This window comes from Methylomonas sp. 2BW1-5-20 (assembly GCF_052474515.1).
This window is the reverse complement of sequence record NZ_CP184127.1, coordinates 4,567,466-4,587,259: the sequence shown is the minus strand read 5'-3', so window position 1 is coordinate 4,587,259 and position 19,794 is coordinate 4,567,466. Positions and strand designations below refer to the sequence as shown.

The 19,794-nt window shown below is 52.5% G+C and carries 16 protein-coding genes; 3 read left to right on the top strand and 13 right to left on the bottom strand.

The annotated features are described in order from the left end of the window. Nucleotide 1 precedes the first annotated feature (1 nt). The 3 genes from ACH50O_RS21125 to ACH50O_RS21115 all read right to left on the bottom strand — a co-directional run bounded on the left by ACH50O_RS21125 (nt 2) and on the right by ACH50O_RS21115 (nt 2,650). Nucleotides 2-1,114, bottom strand: a complete 1,113-nt coding sequence (locus tag ACH50O_RS21125) for an MSMEG_0568 family radical SAM protein (RefSeq protein ID WP_446809724.1) — start codon at nt 1,112-1,114, stop codon at nt 2-4. Next, nucleotides 1,092-2,096, bottom strand: coding sequence for a Nit6803 family nitrilase (locus tag ACH50O_RS21120; RefSeq protein ID WP_446809723.1), 1,005 nt, complete (start codon nt 2,094-2,096; stop codon nt 1,092-1,094). The genes ACH50O_RS21125 and ACH50O_RS21120 overlap by 23 nt, the downstream gene beginning before the upstream one ends. Nucleotides 2,097-2,167: 71 nt before the next feature. Beyond that, complete coding sequence (locus tag ACH50O_RS21115; RefSeq protein ID WP_446809722.1) at nt 2,168-2,650, bottom strand: MSMEG_0572/Sll0783 family nitrogen starvation response protein; 483 nt, start codon at nt 2,648-2,650, stop codon at nt 2,168-2,170. An 847-nt stretch (nt 2,651-3,497) separates the two neighbouring features. On the opposite strand from ACH50O_RS21115, the gene ACH50O_RS21110 reads away from it, so the two are divergent. Continuing rightward, on the top strand, nt 3,498-4,658 hold the full coding sequence (locus tag ACH50O_RS21110) for a sigma-54 interaction domain-containing protein (protein ID WP_446809721.1): 1,161 nt from the start codon (nt 3,498-3,500) through the stop codon (nt 4,656-4,658). On the opposite strand, the gene ACH50O_RS21105 is transcribed toward ACH50O_RS21110, so the two are convergent. The 8 genes from ACH50O_RS21105 to ACH50O_RS21070 all read right to left on the bottom strand — a co-directional run bounded on the left by ACH50O_RS21105 (nt 4,655) and on the right by ACH50O_RS21070 (nt 13,388). After that, nucleotides 4,655-5,500 (bottom strand): amidohydrolase family protein, encoded by an 846-nt coding sequence (locus tag ACH50O_RS21105; RefSeq protein WP_446809720.1) that lies wholly within the window; start codon nt 5,498-5,500, stop codon nt 4,655-4,657. The two genes, ACH50O_RS21110 and ACH50O_RS21105, sit on opposite strands and share 4 nt — an antisense overlap. A 42-nt stretch (nt 5,501-5,542) precedes the next feature. Then, nucleotides 5,543-6,682, bottom strand: a complete 1,140-nt coding sequence (gene ssuD / locus ACH50O_RS21100) for an FMNH2-dependent alkanesulfonate monooxygenase (RefSeq protein ID WP_446809719.1) — start codon at nt 6,680-6,682, stop codon at nt 5,543-5,545. Beyond that, a complete protein-coding gene (locus ACH50O_RS21095; RefSeq protein ID WP_446809718.1) occupies nt 6,679-7,908 on the bottom strand; it encodes a bifunctional 3,4-dihydroxy-2-butanone-4-phosphate synthase/GTP cyclohydrolase II in 1,230 nt (409 codons plus the stop codon). The genes ssuD and ACH50O_RS21095 overlap by 4 nt, the downstream gene beginning before the upstream one ends. A gap of 8 nt (nt 7,909-7,916) precedes the next feature. Continuing rightward, on the bottom strand, nt 7,917-9,098 hold the full coding sequence (locus tag ACH50O_RS21090) for an acyl-CoA dehydrogenase family protein (RefSeq protein WP_446809717.1): 1,182 nt from the start codon (nt 9,096-9,098) through the stop codon (nt 7,917-7,919). After that, the gene (gene sfnG, locus ACH50O_RS21085) at nt 9,098-10,201 is read right to left on the bottom strand and encodes a dimethylsulfone monooxygenase SfnG (protein ID WP_446809716.1); all 1,104 of its coding nucleotides are present in this window, start codon (nt 10,199-10,201) and stop codon (nt 9,098-9,100) included. The genes ACH50O_RS21090 and sfnG overlap by 1 nt, the downstream gene beginning before the upstream one ends. An 85-nt stretch (nt 10,202-10,286) precedes the next feature. Next, complete coding sequence (locus ACH50O_RS21080; RefSeq protein ID WP_446809715.1) at nt 10,287-11,468, bottom strand: acyl-CoA dehydrogenase family protein; 1,182 nt, start codon at nt 11,466-11,468, stop codon at nt 10,287-10,289. 12 nt (nt 11,469-11,480) lie between these two features. Then, complete coding sequence (gene msuE / locus ACH50O_RS21075) at nt 11,481-12,050, bottom strand: FMN reductase (protein WP_446809714.1); 570 nt, start codon at nt 12,048-12,050, stop codon at nt 11,481-11,483. Nucleotides 12,051-12,104: 54 nt separating this feature from the next. Then, entirely contained in the window at nt 12,105-13,388 is a 1,284-nt protein-coding gene (locus ACH50O_RS21070; RefSeq protein WP_446809713.1) for an OmpP1/FadL family transporter, read from the bottom strand. A 739-nt stretch (nt 13,389-14,127) separates the two neighbouring features. Here ACH50O_RS21070 and ACH50O_RS21065 point away from each other — a divergent pair. Next, on the top strand, nt 14,128-14,652 hold the full coding sequence (locus ACH50O_RS21065; protein WP_446809712.1) for a peroxiredoxin: 525 nt from the start codon (nt 14,128-14,130) through the stop codon (nt 14,650-14,652). Nucleotides 14,653-14,716: 64 nt separating this feature from the next. Then, nucleotides 14,717-16,066 carry a glutathione-disulfide reductase gene (gene gor / locus ACH50O_RS21060; protein WP_446809711.1) on the top strand — a complete coding sequence of 450 codons (1,350 nt, stop codon included), beginning with the start codon at nt 14,717-14,719 and terminating at the stop codon, nt 16,064-16,066. Nucleotides 16,067-16,369: 303 nt separating this feature from the next. Here gor and ACH50O_RS21055 read toward each other — a convergent pair whose 3' ends face one another. After that, a complete protein-coding gene (locus ACH50O_RS21055; protein WP_446809710.1) occupies nt 16,370-17,923 on the bottom strand; it encodes an NCS2 family permease in 1,554 nt (517 codons plus the stop codon). A 990-nt stretch (nt 17,924-18,913) separates the two neighbouring features. After that, on the bottom strand, nt 18,914-19,747 hold the full coding sequence (locus tag ACH50O_RS21050) for a c-type cytochrome (protein WP_446809709.1): 834 nt from the start codon (nt 19,745-19,747) through the stop codon (nt 18,914-18,916). Between the last annotated feature and the right edge of the window lie 47 nt (nt 19,748-19,794).

The following is a 19,794-nucleotide window of genomic DNA, read 5'->3' as shown; positions in this document are numbered from 1 at the left end:
CTCACACCTCGTAACTGGCCAGTGCCGAACAGGCGCCGCATTTAGCGCAGCCGGCTTTCATGTCTTGGGATAGCAGGTTCGCTTGTTTCAACATCGCACCGAGTGGCGGCAGGATTTGCGCCATGAAGGCCGGAGCCGGTGCGGGATACTTCTCCAGTGGCGTGCCGGTGATAGGAACGAAGGGCACGACGAAGGGGTACACGCCTTTGCCGATCAACTGCTCGGACATCGCCAAAATCGCTTCCACCGTATCGCCGAGGCCGGCCAGGATGTAGGTACTGACTTGGCCGCGGCCGAACACTTTCACCGCCGCCTCGAAGGCATCCATATAGCGCTCCAGCGGTACGCCGGCCTTGCCGGGCATTATGCGGGCGCGCACTTCCGGTGTCACCGCTTCCAAATGCATACCTAGGCTGTCGATGCCGCTGGCTTTCATGCGTTCGAACCAGACGTCGTCGTCCGGCGGTTCGCATTGACCTTGAATGGGCAGATCGACGACCGCTTTGACGGCTTGGGCACTTTCGCAGAGTATCGCCGCGCCGCGGTCGGTCAGATTCGGCGTACCGGTGGTCATCACCATGTGCTTGACACCGTCCAGTTCCACGGCGGCCTTGGCGACTTCGGCCAATTGCTCCGGCGTTTTGCGTAATATGGTCTTGCCGGCTGCCAGCGATTGGCCGATGGCGCAGAACTGGCAGGAGGTCTTACGGTTGCCGTAGCGGATGCAGGATTGCAGCAGCGTGGTGGCCAATACGTCCGACGAATGCAAGGTGGCGATCTGCGAATACGGTATGCCGTCGGCGGTCTGCAACTGGTAAAAGCGCGGCTGACGCGGAAACTCGATGCGGCTGACCTCAATGCCGTCGCGGCGGATTACGCTAATGCCGTGTTGGTCGGGGCGGCTGGCGACGAAGGGCGACTCGCAGGCCGAGGCGGTGGCGATAGGAATCATCACGGTTCGGCCAGCCAAGTTAACGGCTTTATGGTCGGAAGGGCCGGCCCCGCCTCGCCGGCCAGTGACGCCAACGTCGCTGTCTTCCAGGCGCAATCCTAAGGCTTGCAGATTGAGCAGCAAAGCCGCCGTGCCGGCGTCAGCCAAGGCTAATGGACTCATGGCGTTCTCCTTCTTGGTTGATGGGGGAAACACTGCTTGGCACCTTCGGAGAATCGCTGAACATCGGCACGGCGGGGCGGTCGTCTATGCGCAGACTGAGCAATTCCGGGCGGGCATAGTGGCCGACCGAATCCATCATCCGCTTACGCTTGGTGATCAAGTTCATGTCCAGGTCGGCGATCAAGATGCCTTCGCCTTCGCGTAAAGGTTCTACGACGTGCTGGCCTTCCGGCGAGATAATCGCGGTGCAGCAACCGCCGCGCAGGGCTTTTTGCAAGGCAGGATCGGTGGTGACCGCATCGATTTGCTCGTCGCTTAACCAGCCGGTGGCGTTGACCACAAAGCAACCGGATTCCAAGGCGTGGTGGCGTATCGTCACTTCGATCTGGTCGGCGAAAATAGGGCCGACCAAAGAGCCCGGAAACTGGCTGCAATGGATTTGTTCGTGCTGGGCCATCAGCGAGTAGCGGGCCAGCGGGTTGTAATGTTCCCAGCAGGCCAAAGCGCCGATGCGGGCTATGCCGGTTTCCACGACTTTTAGGCCTGCGCCATCGCCCTGGCCCCAGATCATGCGTTCGTGATAAGTCGGCGTGATCTTGCGGCGTTTCAGCGCCAGACATCCGGTTTCGTCGAAGATCAATTGAGTGTTGTACAGGCTGCCGTGATCGCGCTCGTTGACGCCCAACACCACCACGACGCCGTGAGCCTTGGCTTGCGCGGCAACCGCATCGGTAATCGGTCCCGGCACCGTCGGCGCATAATCGTACAGTTTCAGATGCTCGCGGCCCTGGGCGACCGGCGGCAACACGAAGGAAAAATACGGGTAATAAGGCACGAAGGTTTCCGGGAACACGACGATTTGCGCACCCTTGGCGGCGGCGTCGCTGATGGCCTGGCAAACCTTGTCGCCGGTGGCGGTGGCGGAATCGAACACCGGCGCAATCTGTACCGCCGCCGCTCTAACGATATTGGGGGTAGTCAAAATTTGATCTCCTGCTGCGGGTCAAAAAATGCCCGAACACTGGTTCGGGCGAGTGCTGATGGCTGGAGGTTTTACAGCGTCCAAGTATCCAAAATAAAGGAGTTGTCACGGTGATGAATCAGAACAATGTCTAACACATCCAATGGGCTGATTGGCCGAATGCCCGGCAACAAACTCGGTTCGCCATGGCCGTACAAGGCTTGTAAGGCAAAGCGGCAGGCGTAGACCTTGCCGCCTTCTTCGATGAATTTGGCGATCTGGTTGGCGTAGTTTTGATGGCCAGGGAAAGATTCGTCTCCCAAACGCGGAAAGCCGCGTTGCAGACCCAGCGTCACGCCCGGCCCGTAGAGCAGAATGGAGGTCTCAAAGCCCTTGCGTTGCAAACGGGTGGCTTGTAACAGATTGACGAAGCCGATTGAGCCTTCGAAGGCGACGGTATGGAATTTAACCAGCGCTTTCTGGCCGGGCTCCGCTTTAACATCTTCGAAGACTTTTTCTTCGAAATCGACAAAATAATCGCCCTTCTGGTGAGCTGGGAAAGTAACGGCTGGCATGAAAATCTCCTGATAGTCAGTAAAAAATCCCTGCATCGGAGAGCGATGCAGGGCAAGTCAACAATGATTGCCAATCCGTTAACGCGATTGACGGTACATACTTTACGGACGCCGCCGATTTCGAAACAGAAGCAGGTGAGAGATGAATAATCGAGTACAGATTTACTTAAATCGAGACTGTGCCCGTAGAAAAAGCGGCTAACTGTTATGCTTGAAATACAAAGAATCAAAAGAACCAATGATGGCCGATCTCATAATTGCGAAATGAAATCTCGAAATTTAAGGAATAGTTAAACGCTTGTTTATGCGGGGAAAGGTTGATTGGCTAGGATCTAGCCTTTGCGGTCTTTCGGATATGACAGTAGCCTATGTGAGCAATACTTCCTTCGGCCGGCATACAAATCTAACCGGCGCCATCCAAATCAAACTATAAGAATATCTTTTTGCCGAACGGTAAAACCCAAAGCTTGGGATACCAAAGCAACTCCGCAGCAATTGGTGTTTGCCCGCAGTCATCAAATGATTAGGCATGCTGGGGTCGGGCGAGGTCAAATCGCTCGGAGAAATAGCCGGACCGGAGAAAACTTCCCCCCTAATGCCCAGAAAATGGATTTGAAGCAAAGGAATTCGGGCAAATATCAATACCCCGCCAACCGTTACGCTTCAAGATTTTCAGCAGATTTGGGCATCCAGGTTGTGACAAGCCATAAATACTCTTATTCAAGTTTGAGATAAACAAATCAATTTAAATCGATTTACCAGTTGCACAGCATGAATTATCCTAACTGCAAACCATTTTATTTTTTACACACCAATGACTTTACTTGCATTCAACAACCCTCAGGAAATGACTCTTTCAATAAGAGCATCCGCCTTGGTATTTGAAGACCCGCAATCTGAGAAACTGCTTAAACGTATTAAGCAAGTAGCGCCATCCGAGGCGAATGTTCTGATCATTGGCGAAACCGGCACGGGTAAGGAATTAATCGCCCGCCATATTCACAGTATTAGTGATCGTAAAAACGAACAATTTGTTGCCATTAACTGTGGTTCGTTATCGGAGTCACTGGTAGAAAGCGAACTTTTCGGCCACGAAAAAGGTGCATTTACCGGAGCGCATGCGGTAAAACAAGGGTGGTTCGAGACCGCTTCCGGCGGTACCTTATTTCTGGACGAAATCGGCGACTTGCCGCTGGCTATGCAAGTGAAATTATTGCGGGTTCTTCAGGAACGCGAAGTGGTCCGCGTCGGCTCGCGCCTTCCCATTCCCATTAACGTGCGCTTGATTGCGGCGACGAATGTCAATCTGGAAGAGGCGGTTCTAGCCGGGCGTTTCCGAGAAGATTTGTATTATCGATTAAGTGTGGCGGTGCTGAATTTGCCACCACTACGTTTGAGGCCGGGCGATATTTTACCGCTTGCCCGTTATTTTTTGGCGTCCTATGGCAGACGCCTGGGCTGTCCGGATAAAACATTCTCGGCGGAAGCTGAGACTCTGATGTTCAGCCACTATTGGCCGGGCAATATCAGGGAATTGGAAAACGCGGTTCATCATGCTGTTTTGGTGTCTGCGACGCAGGAAGTCGCTGCCGAAGATTTTAAATTATCAACGCTGAATACGCGACCCGCCGCAAGCGATAATCCGCAGACCGGTTTTGATGATTTGCAGCCATTATTCGCCGAGTTGTGCAAGCAGCAGCCGGAGAGACTCGCGCTAAGGGTTGAACAGATGCTGCTCAAAGCAGCTTATGAAGCTTGTAATTACAACCAGCTCGCCGCTGCCCGCTTGTTGGGACTAAGCCGTCATGTGGTTAGAGCGAAATTAATTGCCCACGACATTATTCCCGCTAACAGCAAGGCGCAGGTCGGTATTTCAACGACCACGCCCCCTCCTCCCACCGGAGACAAATTGTTGCTGTTTCCTTTCAAAGTAAAACTGCAACATACTGATTTCACCGGTATTGATACGCTTCCGGCTGAAGCTTGTGCCGAGGTTTGGGGCTTTTAGAGCTTGAGTATTCGCTGGGCGTTTTGGTAAAACACCTTGTCCAATACAGTCGCTTTGAAGCCCAATGATCCATAATCGTCTATCGTCTGACGTAAGGCCCGGAAAGGGTAGGACGAACCGAATAACAGCTGATCCTGCAAAAAGCCATTGGCCGCCTCGACATACAAATGCGCACCAGGCTGAAAGATATACATGTCTGGCACCAGATAAATATTGCTGTAGCGAAATGCCGCGCCCAGGATTTCGTTTACAAACGGATAATAACCATGGAAGCAGATAATGTTGAGATCCGGGTAGCGCCGCGCCAAACGCGCCACTGCATTCGGATGTGCGTAATCGAAGTCCGGCGTGGTTGGTCCGCTCATTAGGCAGACCGGTACGGCGAGCTCCAAACAGGTCTGATACACCGGTTCCAAGAGCGGATCGTCGGCATGATGTGCCGGACGGCCAAACCCCGGCTCGATATTGATGGCCTTAAAACCCAATTCGCGCACGGCTCGCTTGATTTCGCTGATTGTTGAATCGGCGCCGCGAGTCTGGACATCCACCGAACCGATACCGATTAAACCTGAGCTATGACTAACCAAGGCCGATATTTGATCGTTATTGATCGTTAGATCCGGGGTCTCCCGACCAACCACTACCGCTTTATCGATGCCCGCCTGTTCCAGCTCGGTTAAATAGCCGCTTAAGGTTGAAGAGCGCTCCAAGTGCCCGACTTCCAGCGAGCCGACTCGGTGGTTGAGCCATACTGCGGTGTCATGGCTGGCGGTTCCGGGACTTGCGCCGAAAAAGTCATGCAAAAATGCCGGGCGGTTACGCATGTCGATGATGGTAGACAAATTGACCTCGCTTTATTCAGATAAGAAATTTAGCCTGTGCGGCTAATGCGCCTTTTCCAAGGCAACCCGGCCGGTATCGCCGACCGGACTCAAATGCACCACCGGTTGCGCCTTGGCTTCACCGCTACGCTTCGCCAAGGGTAGCAACGGAAACAGCAACTCGGCCACCCGATATGCCTCTTCCAGATGCGGATAACCGGATACCACAAAAGTATCTATCCCCAGCGCGGCATATTCTTTTAATCGTATTGCAACGGTTTCGGGATCGCCGACCAAAGCCGTGCCGGCGCCACCGCGCACCAACCCGACACCGGCCCACAGATTGGGGGCGATTTCCAGATGGCCGCGCGAACCGCCGTGAAGTTCGGACATACGCCGTTGTCCTTCCGAATCGGAGCGGGCATAGGCTTTTTGTGCTTGGGCTATCGCCGTGTCGTCTACATCGCGAATCAACTCATGCGCGGCACACCAAGCTTTTTCGTTGGTTTCCCTGACGATAATGTGAATACGCAACCCAAAATGGACCGTTCGGCCCCATTCCGCAGCCTGAGCTTGAACGTCGCGAATTTTTTCTGCGACCGCAGCTAAAGGCTCTCCCCAACTCAGGTAGTAATCGATGTGTTGTGCAGTCAAGCGATGACCTGCTGGCGATGAGGCACCGATAAACAACGGTGGATAGGGTTTTTGCACCGGCGGGAAAGCCAGTTTCGCCTGCTCGACCCGAAGATGCTTGCCCTGATAACTAACCGTTTCACCTTGCATAAGGCGTTTCCAGATTGTCAGAAACTCTTCAGTCAGTTCGTAGCGGCTATCATGATCATGAAACAGACCATCGCCCGCCAATTCCACCGGATCACCGCCGGCCACGACGTTGACCAATAACCGTCCGCCGGATAGGCGGTCCAACGAGGAGGTCATTCTTGCCGCCACGGTTGGCGAGGTCAACCCAGGCCTCACCGCCACTAAAAACTTCAGGTGCCGAGTCACCGGTATCAACGAGGACGCGACTATCCAAGGGTCTTCACAGGTTACGCCGGTAGGAATCAATACGCCGCTGTAATCAAGCCTATCGGCAGCCTGAGCAATTTGCTGCAAGTAACCGTAATCGGCCGCTCTCAGTCCATGTTGCGAGTTCAAATAGCGCCCATCACCGTTGGTCGGTAAGAACCAGAAAATATTCATAAGTCGTTTGTCTCCAGTAAGCTGCTGATCTCTCTTAAATGCCCCATCCTTTCAGTCTTGGTGCGTAGATAATGCAGGTTTTCCGGATTCGGCCTGGGTTCCAGCGGCACCCGACCAGTAATTTTCAGCGCATAACCAGTCAGTCCAGTAAATTTGGCTGGATTGTTGCTCATCAGTAATAAGCTGTTGACGCCGAGATGAGTGAGGATTTGGGCGCCGATGTCGTAATGGCGGGCATCGGCTGGCAAGCCAAGCTCCAAATTGGCCTGTAAGGTGTCGCGCCCCAAATCTTGCAGACCGTACGCCTGGATTTTATGAGCCAAACCGATACCCCGACCTTCGTGACCGCGCAAATACACTAAAACCCCGGCTCCCGCCCGAGCAATCTGTCTTAACGCCATTTTCAGTTGGTTGCCGCAATCGCAACGCAACGATCCGAGTACATCGCCGGTCAAGCACTCGGAATGAACCCGGACCAGCACGTTTTCGCGGCCGGCAATCTCACCTTTGACCAGGGCTATGTGTTCGGAACCGTCTAACAACGATCGGTAGACATGTACTTCAAATATACCGGCTTCTGTGGGCATTCGGGCTTGGGCAACCCACTCGATCAATTTTTCGCTACGCCGCCGATAGGCGATGAGTTCCGCTATCGAGATTAGCGGTAAATCGTAATGTCGGGCAAATTCAATTAAAGCCTCACCTCGCAACATGCTACCGTCATCGTTCACCAGTTCACACAATACCCCGGACGGTTGCAAACCGGCCAAACGTGCCAAATCGCAAGCCGCTTCGGTGTGACCCGGTCGCTGCAACACGCCTTGCGGCTTGGCGATCAGCGGGAATACATGGCCGGGCCTGGAAAAATCGTCCGGCTTGCTCGCGGGGTCGGCCAACGCCTTAACTGTGGCGCTGCGGTCATTGGCTGAAATACCGGTTGTAGTGCCGAGTTTCAGATCGACCGAGACCGTGAACGCGGTATGATGGGCATCACTATTACGTGCCACCATCGGCGGCAGTTGCAATGACTGTGCGCGTTCCTCGGATAAGGCTACGCAGACTATGCCGCTGGTATGACGGACCATAAACGCCATTTTTTCCGGCGTCATTGATTCGGCGGCGATGATTAAATCGCCTTCATTCTCGCGATCCAAATCGTCGACCACTACGACAAACTGACCAGTACGAATAGCGTTAAGCGCCTTTTCGATGTTGTTATCGTCCATAGCGTATCTCATGAGTAAAAGCTGGGTTTAGGTGCTTGGCCGTTCAATAGCCAGGCACCCAAATCAGCTAGTTTGTAGTCAACCGGATCATGCAGGGAATGGGTACGCAGATTACGCCAGAAACGATCGAAACCGGCTTGAGCGGCGGTTGCTCTGGCGCCTGTCACTTCGAACAAGCGTTGCGTCACATCCAATCCGGAGCGGGTTGCCAACACTTTGGCGGTGGCAGCGGCAATAGCGGTATCAGCGCGCTCCTGCACCGTCAAGGAATCCTCTTTGCTCCACGCCAGATCCAATGCTTGCGCGGCATAGTCTGTCGCCAACGCCGCAGCATTGATATCCACCCAAAACTCACCATATTTCTTTAGGGTATAAGGGTCTTGCGTGGCACTCTCCACGCCGGATAGAAACCATGCCCGACTTTGCGAGCGGGTATATTGCCTCGCCTCGGCCAACGCGCCTTCGGCTATACCTAGGTAAATATTGGTCAGGACAAGCTGCGCGATCAACGGCCTAAGCGTCGCGAAGACACTTCCCAACGGTCCGGGGTTACGCAGGATTTCGTGATCGTAGACACGCACATGGTCGAACGCGACACTGCCGCTGTCAGTCTGGCGCTGCCCCATGTTGTTCCAATCGGCAAAGCGGGTAATGCCTGGGCGGTCCGGCGGCAACGCGGCTATAAAAAGCTTGCCGTCGGGCTCGCGTAATGCCGAAACGATCAGATAATCGGCATCCAATGCGCCAGAGCAAAAGCTCTTATGGCCGTCTATCAACCAATCGGCGCCATCCGCAATCAACTTCGCTCGGGTGTCCAACGGATTTAAGGTATTACCCCAAAACCAATTGTGTTCGGCCGTTTCTCGGTAAAAATGCGGCCATTGGTCCCCGAACAGTCTCACGGTAGCCAGTAGTAAATGCTGAAAGCCGAACAGGTGGCCTAGCGAACTGTCTGCACGGGAAATAATCCGAACGACACGTAAGGTGTCATGCCAATTAAAACCAAAGCCTCCCAATTCTCCGGGAATGATGAGTTTCAGCAGCCCGCTGGCGCGCAATTGGTCGCGCTCCTCCTTTGCCGTACCCCCTAAACGATCTCTTTCAATCGCGGTTTTGGCAAAATCGGCGGCGAGCCGCTCGGCCTGCTCGAACACGGCTTGTATTTGGCTGCTCGCCACCACAGGGCCCATCAGGCACCCACCGATTGTTCGCTTTCCAATTGCCTGACCAGCGGCAGTACATGCTTGCCAAAATAGGCCACTTCTTCTTGAAAGTGCAGAAAGCCGGTCAGCACCAAATCAACGCCGATATGTTTCAATGCCACAATACGTTCGGCAATTTGCTCCGGAGTACCGATCAAGTTGGTCTTAAAACCGTCGTTGTATTGCACTAGGTCTTCTAAAGTGGATTTAGCCCAATTACCTTCCCCCTCCGGAGAAGCTTTACCGGCTTGTTGCACTTCACGGCTGAATGCTTGCACCGCCTCCGGATTGGCTTTGTCGATAATTTCGTTCAACACGGCCTTGGCTTCCGCTTCGGTATCGCGAGCGATGACAAAAGCGTTGACGCCAATTTTGACCGAGTGCCCGTTTGCCGACGCCTTGGCACGAATATCGTCCACTTGGGCTTTGATGCCTTCCACGGTATTGCCGTTAGTGAAATACCAATCCGATACTCGTGATGCCATATCCCGGGCCGCGCGCGAGCTGCCGCCCTGGAAAATCTCGGGATGCGGCTGTTGTAGCGGTTTTGGCTTCAACGAGTAATCGTGAAAGCGGTAAAAGTCGCCTTGGAAATTAAAGTTATCCTCGCTCCAAATACCTTTAATGGATCTGATAAATTCTTCCGAGCGACGATAGCGCTCATCGTGTTCCAGCCAGTGTTCGCCGATAGCGGTAAATTCGCCTCGAAACCAGCCGCTGACAATATTCACGGCAATACGCCCCCCGCTTAGGTGATCAATGGTGGCAATTTGTTTGGCCAGCACTGCCGGGTGCCAAGGGCCGGGCAAAACCGCAGCAATCACTCTCAGCGTTGAAGTGGACTCCAATAACGCATGACTGAACGAGACCGATTCGTGCTGATTCTCGGCGCCGTAACCGGCCGTAAAGCGAATTTGAGTCAGCCCGTACTCAAAACCGGCTGCTTCGGCAATCCTTGCCAGCTTGCGGTTATAGTCAATATCCCAACTGGTGCGCTGTTCGATATTACTGATAATTAATCCGCCACTGACATTAGGTACCCAGTAGGCAAATTTAATCGGAGAGAGTTGATTTGAAGATAGCAGACTCACAATAGTGGCTCCTTTTAAGCGCAGAAAGAGTCCGGATGCCGCGCATGGGCAGCATCCGGGCGGACAAGATAGGATGGTTAGTCGGTTATTCGCCGCCAGCCTCGAACAATTCCAGCGGTAACCCAACCAGAACTTTGCCTATCCATTCGCGCGCAATATTGTTGGACGGCCCCATACCGATACCAGCGCGGGCATCGCGGAAAATGCGTTCGATCGGACCTTTTTTGTAGCCGTAACCGCCACTGACATCCAGTGCGTTGCGCGCCGAGATATTAGCCACTTCAGCGGCGTGCACTTTGAATTCGGTCAGTGGAATCAAGATTTGGCCTTGTGGTTCGCCATTAGCCTGTAAATCGTCCAGTTTGCGAGCCAGTTCGCGTTGCCACGGACCAAGGCTTTCGATCAACACTTTGGATTCGCCCAATTGTTGTCTCAACACTTGGTAGTCAGAAAGTTTGCGATTAAAGTCGCGATGTATGTTGGCGGATAAATGTTCCGATGCTCTTTCCAAGGCAGCACGCGCTACACCGTGCCACACCGAACCTAAACCAATTAGATAAACCGGCGATACGCCGTGGTAGACGATGTCCTTGCCTTGGCCTTCTTCACCCAAGCGGTTGCGCGTTTCCACCCGTACATCCTTATAGGTAATCGGGCCACTGTGATTTCCTCTGACGCCTAACGCTTCCCATACGCCGTGACTAATCCCGGGTAACTTGGAATCGACGATAAAAAAACTGATATCGGTTGGTCCCTTGGCACCCGGCGAACGCGTTTGAAAAATGTAATAGTCCGCCTGACCGGCACTGGTGGTGAAGGACTTTTCCGCATTTAACAGGTAGTGGTTGTCCCCGTCTCGAGCCGCTTCGCTGAAATTGAACCACCAGTGTCCGCCAGAAGCTTTTTCGCTGGTTGAGTAAGTGCCGACCAGACCGTCGCGCGCCGGTTTCAGCCAACGTTCCTTTTGATCATGATTCCCGAACAGATTGATGGTTTGCGCAGCACCAGTGTGCATCACGTATACCAGTCCGGTGGAAGCACAGGCACGACCGATTTCCTCGGCTACAATCGAGAAGGCTACATGGTCCAAGCCTAAGCCACCGTACTCCTTGGAAATTAGCACACCGTTCCAACCTTCCTTAGCCAAGGCATTCAGATTTTCCCGTGGGAATATACCTTCATCGGTTTTTTCGGCGTTGGGTCGTATTACCTCATCGACCAGTTTGCGAATGTCGGTGCGAATTTTTTCGTAATCATGTTGAGCCATGGTTGTATTTCCTTATGCGGTTTTCTGAGTGGTTTGAAGGGAGTGAATGCGGGTTTGAGCGGCATCAACAGCCTGTTGTGCCGCCGCCGAGATGCGTTCCAGTACGATTGGTTCGGCAAAACGTTGGCCATCGTAATCCTGCTCCGCCGCATAAATACCAACCGGCAAGGCATTAGCGCCAAAGAATGCAAACAATGGGCGCAGTTGATGCTCGATAACCAACGCATGTTTGTAGCCGCCACCAGTGGCGGCCAAAATCACGGGCACGCCGACCAGAGCATTAGGATCGATAAAGTCGACTAAATGCTTGAAAGCGCCGGTATAGGAACCTTTATAAACCGGACTAACTGCAATCAGCAGATCGGCCGAGGCTATGGTTTGCAATACCTTGCGGGCTTCATCGTTCAATTCTCCTGGGTGTCGAGCCGGACCAAATATTGCTGCCCAGTCGGCTAGTTGATAAACCGTGGAATTAAGCGGTGTCAGTAACTTTATTTCAGCCAAAATCTGTTCGGCTAAAGTCAGGGTTTTGGATGGAAAACCCAGGTTACCGGATACCACCACGACGTTTAATGTACTCATAAATTTAACCTGTGTAGATGTTGAAAAAGTCTTGTTAACCAATGCGTTAAACGCTCAGAATCGGAAATTAGCGCCGGCACCTATCGACCATTCACTGCCATTTACCGAGTAGCTGCCCAGCGCCAGCGTGTCGCGATGCGCCGAACCCTCAAAGGCATACGCACCAAATGCGTCCAAGCGGAATTTTGGATTGAATTGATAGCCGAGACCGGCGGTTACGGTGTGTTGCCAAACCACGGGGCCTAGGGTTGTTTGCACGACTTTGATTAAGTCGTTTTGATTGAGGACACCGGGAACTGTGGTGTCGAGCGGCAGTGTGCCGAGGCCGGAAGCACCGGAAACCGTGCCGTTCGGTTTGTCGCGCAAGACATCGCTGGCATAGCTGTAGCCACCACGAAATTGCCAATTACCTTGACTCCACTGTCCGCCAAGCAATGCAAGGAATTGGTCTTGGTAAATGTCTTGATACAGTGAGGATTCGGACCAACGTTTCCAAAGCACATCGGCCTCAAGCAACAAATTCCGAGTCGGATTGCCAGCCAGTCCCCAAGTAACTTCAAAGGGTTGCTCGACATGCAGAGTCTGGTATCGATCATTGCCTCCCACAGTAGTGGATAAGACGTTGCGATAGCTGTATTTCAGTGGGCTCTTGACTGAAACGCCAATAGAAAGCTCGGGTAATAACTGGTAGGTCGCGCCTAACGAGCCGCGAGTTGAAATATTGTGCGCACTTGCGGTGGTGCCGCCGAAATTGCCCGTCAAGCTTTGTAAGCCGCTGCTGTTACCGCCCGTACCCAGCTGACCGATGCCGTAGCCTACTGTCAATGCGGCACCCACCGATAACTTGGGGGTGATTTCATAGGCCGCCGCCAAGTTGGCGCTAAAGGATAGCAGTTCAACCTGTAACGGCAGAGTTGCCGCGCCGGCGACACCGTTACCTTGTAAACCCAGACCTGCGCCGGCGTTAATAGGTTGTGTTCTGTAATCCGCTCCCAAACCAGAATCCACCCCTATCCCTGCGCCAATTACGAACCCTTGTCCAACTTCTCCACTTAAAGCGACATCTGGAGCAATGTAGTTTGTCGCTTGGCTGTGCGAGATATTGCTGAATCCGGCGTTACTTTGTTGGCTATTGACTTCTGGTTCCAAAATGGCGGCCCCCAAGCCAAAGTTAAAACCTTTAAATTGGGATAAGGTGGCCGGATTCCCAAAAACCGCTGCCGACACTTCTTGAGGGCGGACGAAAGCAGCGCCAGCCATGCCTCCGGCGATGGGCTTCAAGCTCAGATCGAGGTCTGTGCCGGCATTTAACGCCCACACCCAACTGGATACACCCATCAGCGATCCTGTTACTGCGAATTTATAAAATCCTTTTAAACCCGTTCTAGGCTTAAGCTGACAATTAAAACGTTGCTTCATAGGTTGTTACTCACAGTCGTTAAGAAAAAGCTTCTAGCGCATGCATCAGACCTTGCGGATAGCGGGTAGATATCACTGCTTTTTTCTTAATTCAGCCAAAACCGTGCCAACAATTAATTGTTTTAAATCAAACAGATAAAATAAACTCCGATTTGATCGCTGCCTCGATATCGGCAAATTACCAGCAATTAGCCGCTACGGAGGCAAAGCGCATTCGCCGAAAATCTTGGGCATTGGTAAGAAGATTTTCAGTCCTCGACAGGTGCAACTTCTGACGGTTAGCTATTGCCGCCGCTCATTTCGCAGCTGGCGTGATTGGCATAGCTACCGGTTTTTCCTAGGATTCGAGACGACCCGGCATCGGCTACCGTTTCCCCATTGGTGTCTGCGGCACTTCTTCCAGTAGGGCCGAACTATTCGGTACGGCGTCCCTATTGCTACTGCTTAGGAAAACGAAGGTCTCCGATTTTCCTGGAACCATATTTTGCTGACTTGACCTTAGCCCCACAAAATAGATAGTCAATATCTATCGTTAGTATAAAAACAATCGATTTTTCATTGCGATCGGTCGTCGATAGACTATCTCCGTACTGAATCAAAAGCGTTTCACGTATGGCGGCCAAGCCGTCCAACACTGACTTATAACCGGAGAATAACCATGACTAACACCGTACCCAATGTTGTATTCAAAACCCGCGTTCGCGATGAAAGTATCGGCGGCGATAATCCGTTTCGCTGGCAGGATGTGACTAGCGACGATATTTTCAAAAACAGAAAGGTTGTGATTGTGGCGTTACCCGGCGCTTTCACGCCCACTTGTTCAAACACCCATTTGCCGGGCTACGACGCCCAATACCAACAAATCATCGACCACGGCGTGGATGAGATTTACTGCCTTAGCGTGAACGATGCGTTCACCATGTTTCAATGGGGCAAGCATTTGGGCATTCAACATGTAAAGATGCTGCCCGACGGCAACGGCGACTTTACCCGCGGCATGGGCATGCTGGTAAAAAAAGAGAATTTGGGTTTCGGTTACCGGTCCTGGCGCTACGCCATGCTGGTTGAGGATGGCCGGATCGTTAAATTGTTCAGCGAACCGGGACAAGCCGACAACCACCCTGACGACCCTTTCACGATCAGCGATGCCGATACCATGCTTGCTTACTTGAATCGAGCTTAAGCATCCGCCCGGACCGGAGATTCGAAATCTTCGGTCCGGCTTCCAAAACTTGGAGTGAACTAATATGACCGAATACGATGTGGATTTGTTTGTGATCGGCGCCGGCTCCGGCGGCGTGCGCGCGGCCAGAATGGCGGCCGGCTTGGGCTTGCGGGTAGTCGTAGCGGAAAACCAATATTTGGGCGGCACTTGTGTGAACGTGGGGTGTGTGCCGAAAAAACTGTTTGTTTATGCGGCCCATTTCGCGGAAGACTTTGCGGCTGCCGCGGGCTTTGGCTGGTCTGTTTCCAAGCCGCAATTCGACTGGCGGCATTTGCTGGCGCAGAAAAACCGCGAAATCGACAGGCTGCAGGGCATATACAAGGGCTTATTGGAAAATTCCGGCGTGAAGGTCCTTACCGGCCAGGCACGTTTACTCGATGCCCATACCGTAGCGGTAGGCGAGCAACAATTTCGCGCCGAGCGCATCTTACTAGCCACCGGCGCGCAACCGGCGATACCCGATATTCCCGGTAAAGAATATGTCGTCAGTTCCAACGAAATGTTTGCGCTTGAGCATCTGCCTAAACGCGTATTGATTGTCGGCGGCGGCTATATCGCCGTGGAATTTGCCGGCATTTTGCACGGTTTGGGGGTTGAAACGACGCTGAGTTATCGCGGCGATAAACTGTTGCGCGGCTTCGACGACGATGTCCGGGATTTCGTCGCTCAGGAAATGACCAAAAAAGGCATAGTCATCCGTTTTAACAGCCAAATCAACCGTATTGAAAACACCGAGTCCGGTTTGATCGCCCACACCGAACAACCAGAACCCTTGGCCGCCGATTTAATTTTATATGCCACCGGCAGAACGCCGAATACCAGCGGTTTAGGCCTGGACGCCGTGGGCGTGGCGTTCGATGCCAATGGCTCGATCAAGGTCGATGCTTTCTACCAAACGAATATTCCTTCGATTTATGCCCTGGGCGATGTCGCCAATCGCATCAACTTGACACCGGTTGCCACTGCCGAAGCCATGGCCTTTGTCAACCATTGCTACCGCAATCTATCCGCCGCCGTGGATTATGACAACATCCCGACCGCCGTTTTCAGCCAACCCAACATCGGCACCGTCGGTTTAAGCGAAACCGAAGCCAGAAAGCGGTATGCGGACATCGATATTTATAAGTCGGTTTTTACGCCGATGAAACACACGCTATCCGGACTAGGCGAAAAAACGCTGATGAAAATGGTGGTGGAGCGCACTACCGGCAAAGTATTGGGTATACACATGGTCGGCGCCGATGCCGGCGAAATTATCCAGGGTATGGCAGTAGCCATTCGGGCCGGGGCGACCAAAGCGGTGTTCGACTCCACCATCGGCATACACCCGACCGCGGCGGAGGAGTTCGTGACGATGCGCAAACCGGTTTAGCCATAAGTTCATTATCGGCCAACCTGAACGGACGCCCGGTATAGCATCGGGCCTTTGCTACAATTTGCCGGACACACGTATCTGTGAGTTTGCCGTCGAATGCGTAGGGTGCGCGCGTAAGCCCGCCGACACGGCGGTTTTCCAGGCCTTCGATTTTGTAATAATCGTTGAATTGCAAATGCGCTTCCGACCCGGGGACTTAAGCTCAAGCGCAGATCGGCAAAATCAGCGACATTAATTGGCTAAGCCGTTTTGTGTTTTCATCCCGCATCCCCTTGGCGTTCACTGCGTTACGGGTTTAGGCTAAGGCAAGTGGTCGGCATTGGATTTCGCAAGCGTATTGTTCCACCAACCCAATCCGAAAAAGATTGCCGCAATCCCGCCATATCCCAATACAAATGGCCAAGTGTGTGCCGGGCCGTATGCATTGATTACGGCGCCGTTTTCCAGACTGTAACCATGCATCAAGCCGGTGGCACTGACTACAGCGGCAACCACCGCCCACATGGCGGCGGCACGGTAGCGTTTATCGATCAGACAGACGGTCATCGCCGACAAAATCATAGAGGTGAATATAAAACCGCGCTCCAGCGCAATCAATCCGGCAATAGGCATTTGCAGCGTCAACGCTTTGATGCCGACGGCTTCGATATTAGTTCCCGCAGCCCGCAAAGCGCCTTCCAGCAGCATTAAGCCCCAAGCGGCCAAGGCCGGAAAAAAACCGACCACCACTGCGGGTGCATGCGCTTTGGGAGTGGCTTCAAAAGCTTGGGCCGCGATGATAATCCCAATCCACAGCAGTATCGCCGCACCGGCTTCCACCGGTACCAAGGCCGAAACAAAACCCACCAATCCCAACAGGCAAAGCAAAGTAATCGCGACACCATTGGCAATCGAGTAGCCGGCACCAGCGCCCATCTTCTTCCAGCCCGGATGGCCGATATAGATCGTCGTTGGAAAAACGCTTCCGAAGCAGGCGGCGGCCATCGTGCCGAGGCCGTTCATGGCTAACGAGCTTTTCACCGGATAGTGGTCGCCGGCCGCGTTCGCGCTTTCCAAATTCTGCAAGGAACCGAGTAAATTAAATAAGCCCATCGGAATAATCACCGGAAGATAGGTAATTATGTAGGTCGAGAATGTCGTTTCCATCAGGTCGGCGACAAATGGCCGGGGTAGTTGCAACTGAACATGCATGGCATTGACCAGCATTGCCGTATCCATGCGCCCCAATCCCCAGGCCAACAGGGTGCCGAGCACAACCGCGACCAGACCGGCCGGCACATCCTTGGGCAAGGACATGTGGCCGATATATTGGAGCAGGATAAAAGCCAGCGGGATAAATCCGATCAAGGGATCGGCGAACAGACGAAAGCAAAAATCCATGGAAATAAAGGTGATGGCAATGCCGGCCAGTGTGGCCAGCAGGGCCGCGCGCGGCGTGATTTGTTTTACCCGAGCGGCGACAAACGCACCGCCAAACTCAATCAAACCCGAGCCCAGACAAGCCGCCAATCCAACCTTCCACGCCAGTTCCACATCATGAGTTTGATCCAGTACCGGTTTCATCACAAACAGAATAAAGGCAAACAGGGACACGGTATTTACCCCATACGGTAAGGCTGTAACATCGGCTTTTCCGCTGGTTAACGTCAAAGCTCGGGCTTGATAGGCATAGAATAGATTTCCGACTAGCAGGCTGACGGCGACACCGGGCAGAATACGCCCGAACACCATTTCTCCGGGCATGTTCAGGATCGCGCCGCACAACACCACAATCAGGATCAATTGGATCAAATTATCCACGAACAAACCGAAGAAGCCATCCAAATCACCTTTGCGCCACCAACTAAACTGCATCTATCTTCACTCCGAATTGATAGGCAAAAAACCTTGCTAAGCGACATTATTACTATCGATTGCTAACAAAAGTGCCGATGATTGAAGGAACTTCGGTGTTGCCAACCAGTCCTTGACTATGTTTACGCACCACGAGAGCGGAATTTCACGGCAAAAAACGATATTGGCCGGCTAAGCTTGTACCCTTTTCCGATAATCCGATCTTAATTTACTCGTAATGTAGTTTTAAGGAAACCCGGATAAAGTTGCCGCACACAAAAGGACCTAGCCAGTCGGCTTAGGCAGTAATAAGGAAACATTATGGATAATAGAACAGCGATACCGATAAGTAATCATACCGAGATTGAGCAGTGCAGCCATCCCACCTTGATGATGGAGCTTGCCTACGGTGGACCAACCGGAAATTTTATTTGCATGGCATGCGGATGTTTGGTTTCGAGCTCGACGAATCAGCAGAACCGGACCATTAAACCACCCGCTCCGCTAAATACGGCGACGCCGCTCAGATTGCCCGCATTTATCGTTTGAAGTCATGCGAAAAAACTAGGCGCACAAAAAAGCCGGGAATGTCCCGGCTTTGAATTGTCTCATTGACAATTTAGGGCGTTTCCGCACGTTTAAGCATTCTATTTTGTCAGGGTTAGACCAGCCTATTGTCTGATCTCAACGTCTCGCCATGCCTCTACGGCAAACAATGTCAGTTCTTTGATGAGTCCGCGCAAAAACAGCACTAGACCATAGCCAATTCCGGCCAATATCAATATTGCAAATAGTTTCATAATACCTCCCGCAAGCACCAAGCCCGGAGGATTCTGCCACCATCTCACTAAAACTCAATAGGGCTTTCGTCCTTATAATTGACGGAAACCGCTGAAAATTCAAACAAAATCTTCTAAAACAAGCTTATGCAACACTTTATTAAAGTTAATTAAATTTAGCATTTTTGCGTTCGACAACGACTATAGCCTTGTAAATCCCGCGCGTTGACATTCATTTATTGGCGCAAGGTGAAGGTTGTTCGTTTTTCAGCGCGCTAAGATAGTTGACGATGTGTGTAATGGCTTGCTCCCGTTCTTCGGAAGCAAGCATGCGATTTAACGCCGGCATAACCGTGCCAGGCTTTATCACGCTCGGCGCTTCGATCCATTCCTTTAACGCGTTTTCTTGCCAACGGCAGCTTGCCTCAATTAAATCGAGCGGATATTTTTGCCCGCCTATGCCGCGAATACTATGGCAATTTAAGCAATATTTCTCAGTGTCCAACATACCTATCCGAGTCGCTTCCGAAGTATTTTGCGGACGAAGTTTATCTTGGCTGTTTTTGCGTTGTAACTCAATCCGCGTGACCTGATACGGCCAATCATAGGCACCATGGGTAATGAGTTCTTCAACGCCTAAATTAGCCCAAATCAAATAATAAGGCCCTAGCTCAATGCCTTTTTGATCGTGTTCTATATTATCGACGGTAAATGCTTGCGTATCGCTACGCGCGAAGGCCAGATACGCCCGGTACTTTGTCAGTTTTGCACTGGATATGGCCGATCTGTAACCATCTTTGGCGAAGAAAACAATCTGGCTGTCCGCAGACTGCCATTCATTCCCAAACATCCGAAACAACAATTCGTCCATGGGGACTGCGGCATATTCAACGTAAGAGTAACGGCTCTTACTTGTCTGGTGCGGCTCGACAACCTTGATGCTGCGTTCATGTAATTTGTAGTTTGAGATTAAGTCGGCCGCGGCCGGCAAATCTTGTGCGGCACTTGTTCCGGAAATGAACCGCGCGAATAAGGCAAAAAGCACCAGCCTAGAGTAGGTTTTCATAATCAATACGCCAGGGTCAGGAAAAAGATACCGGCACATAACCGCAC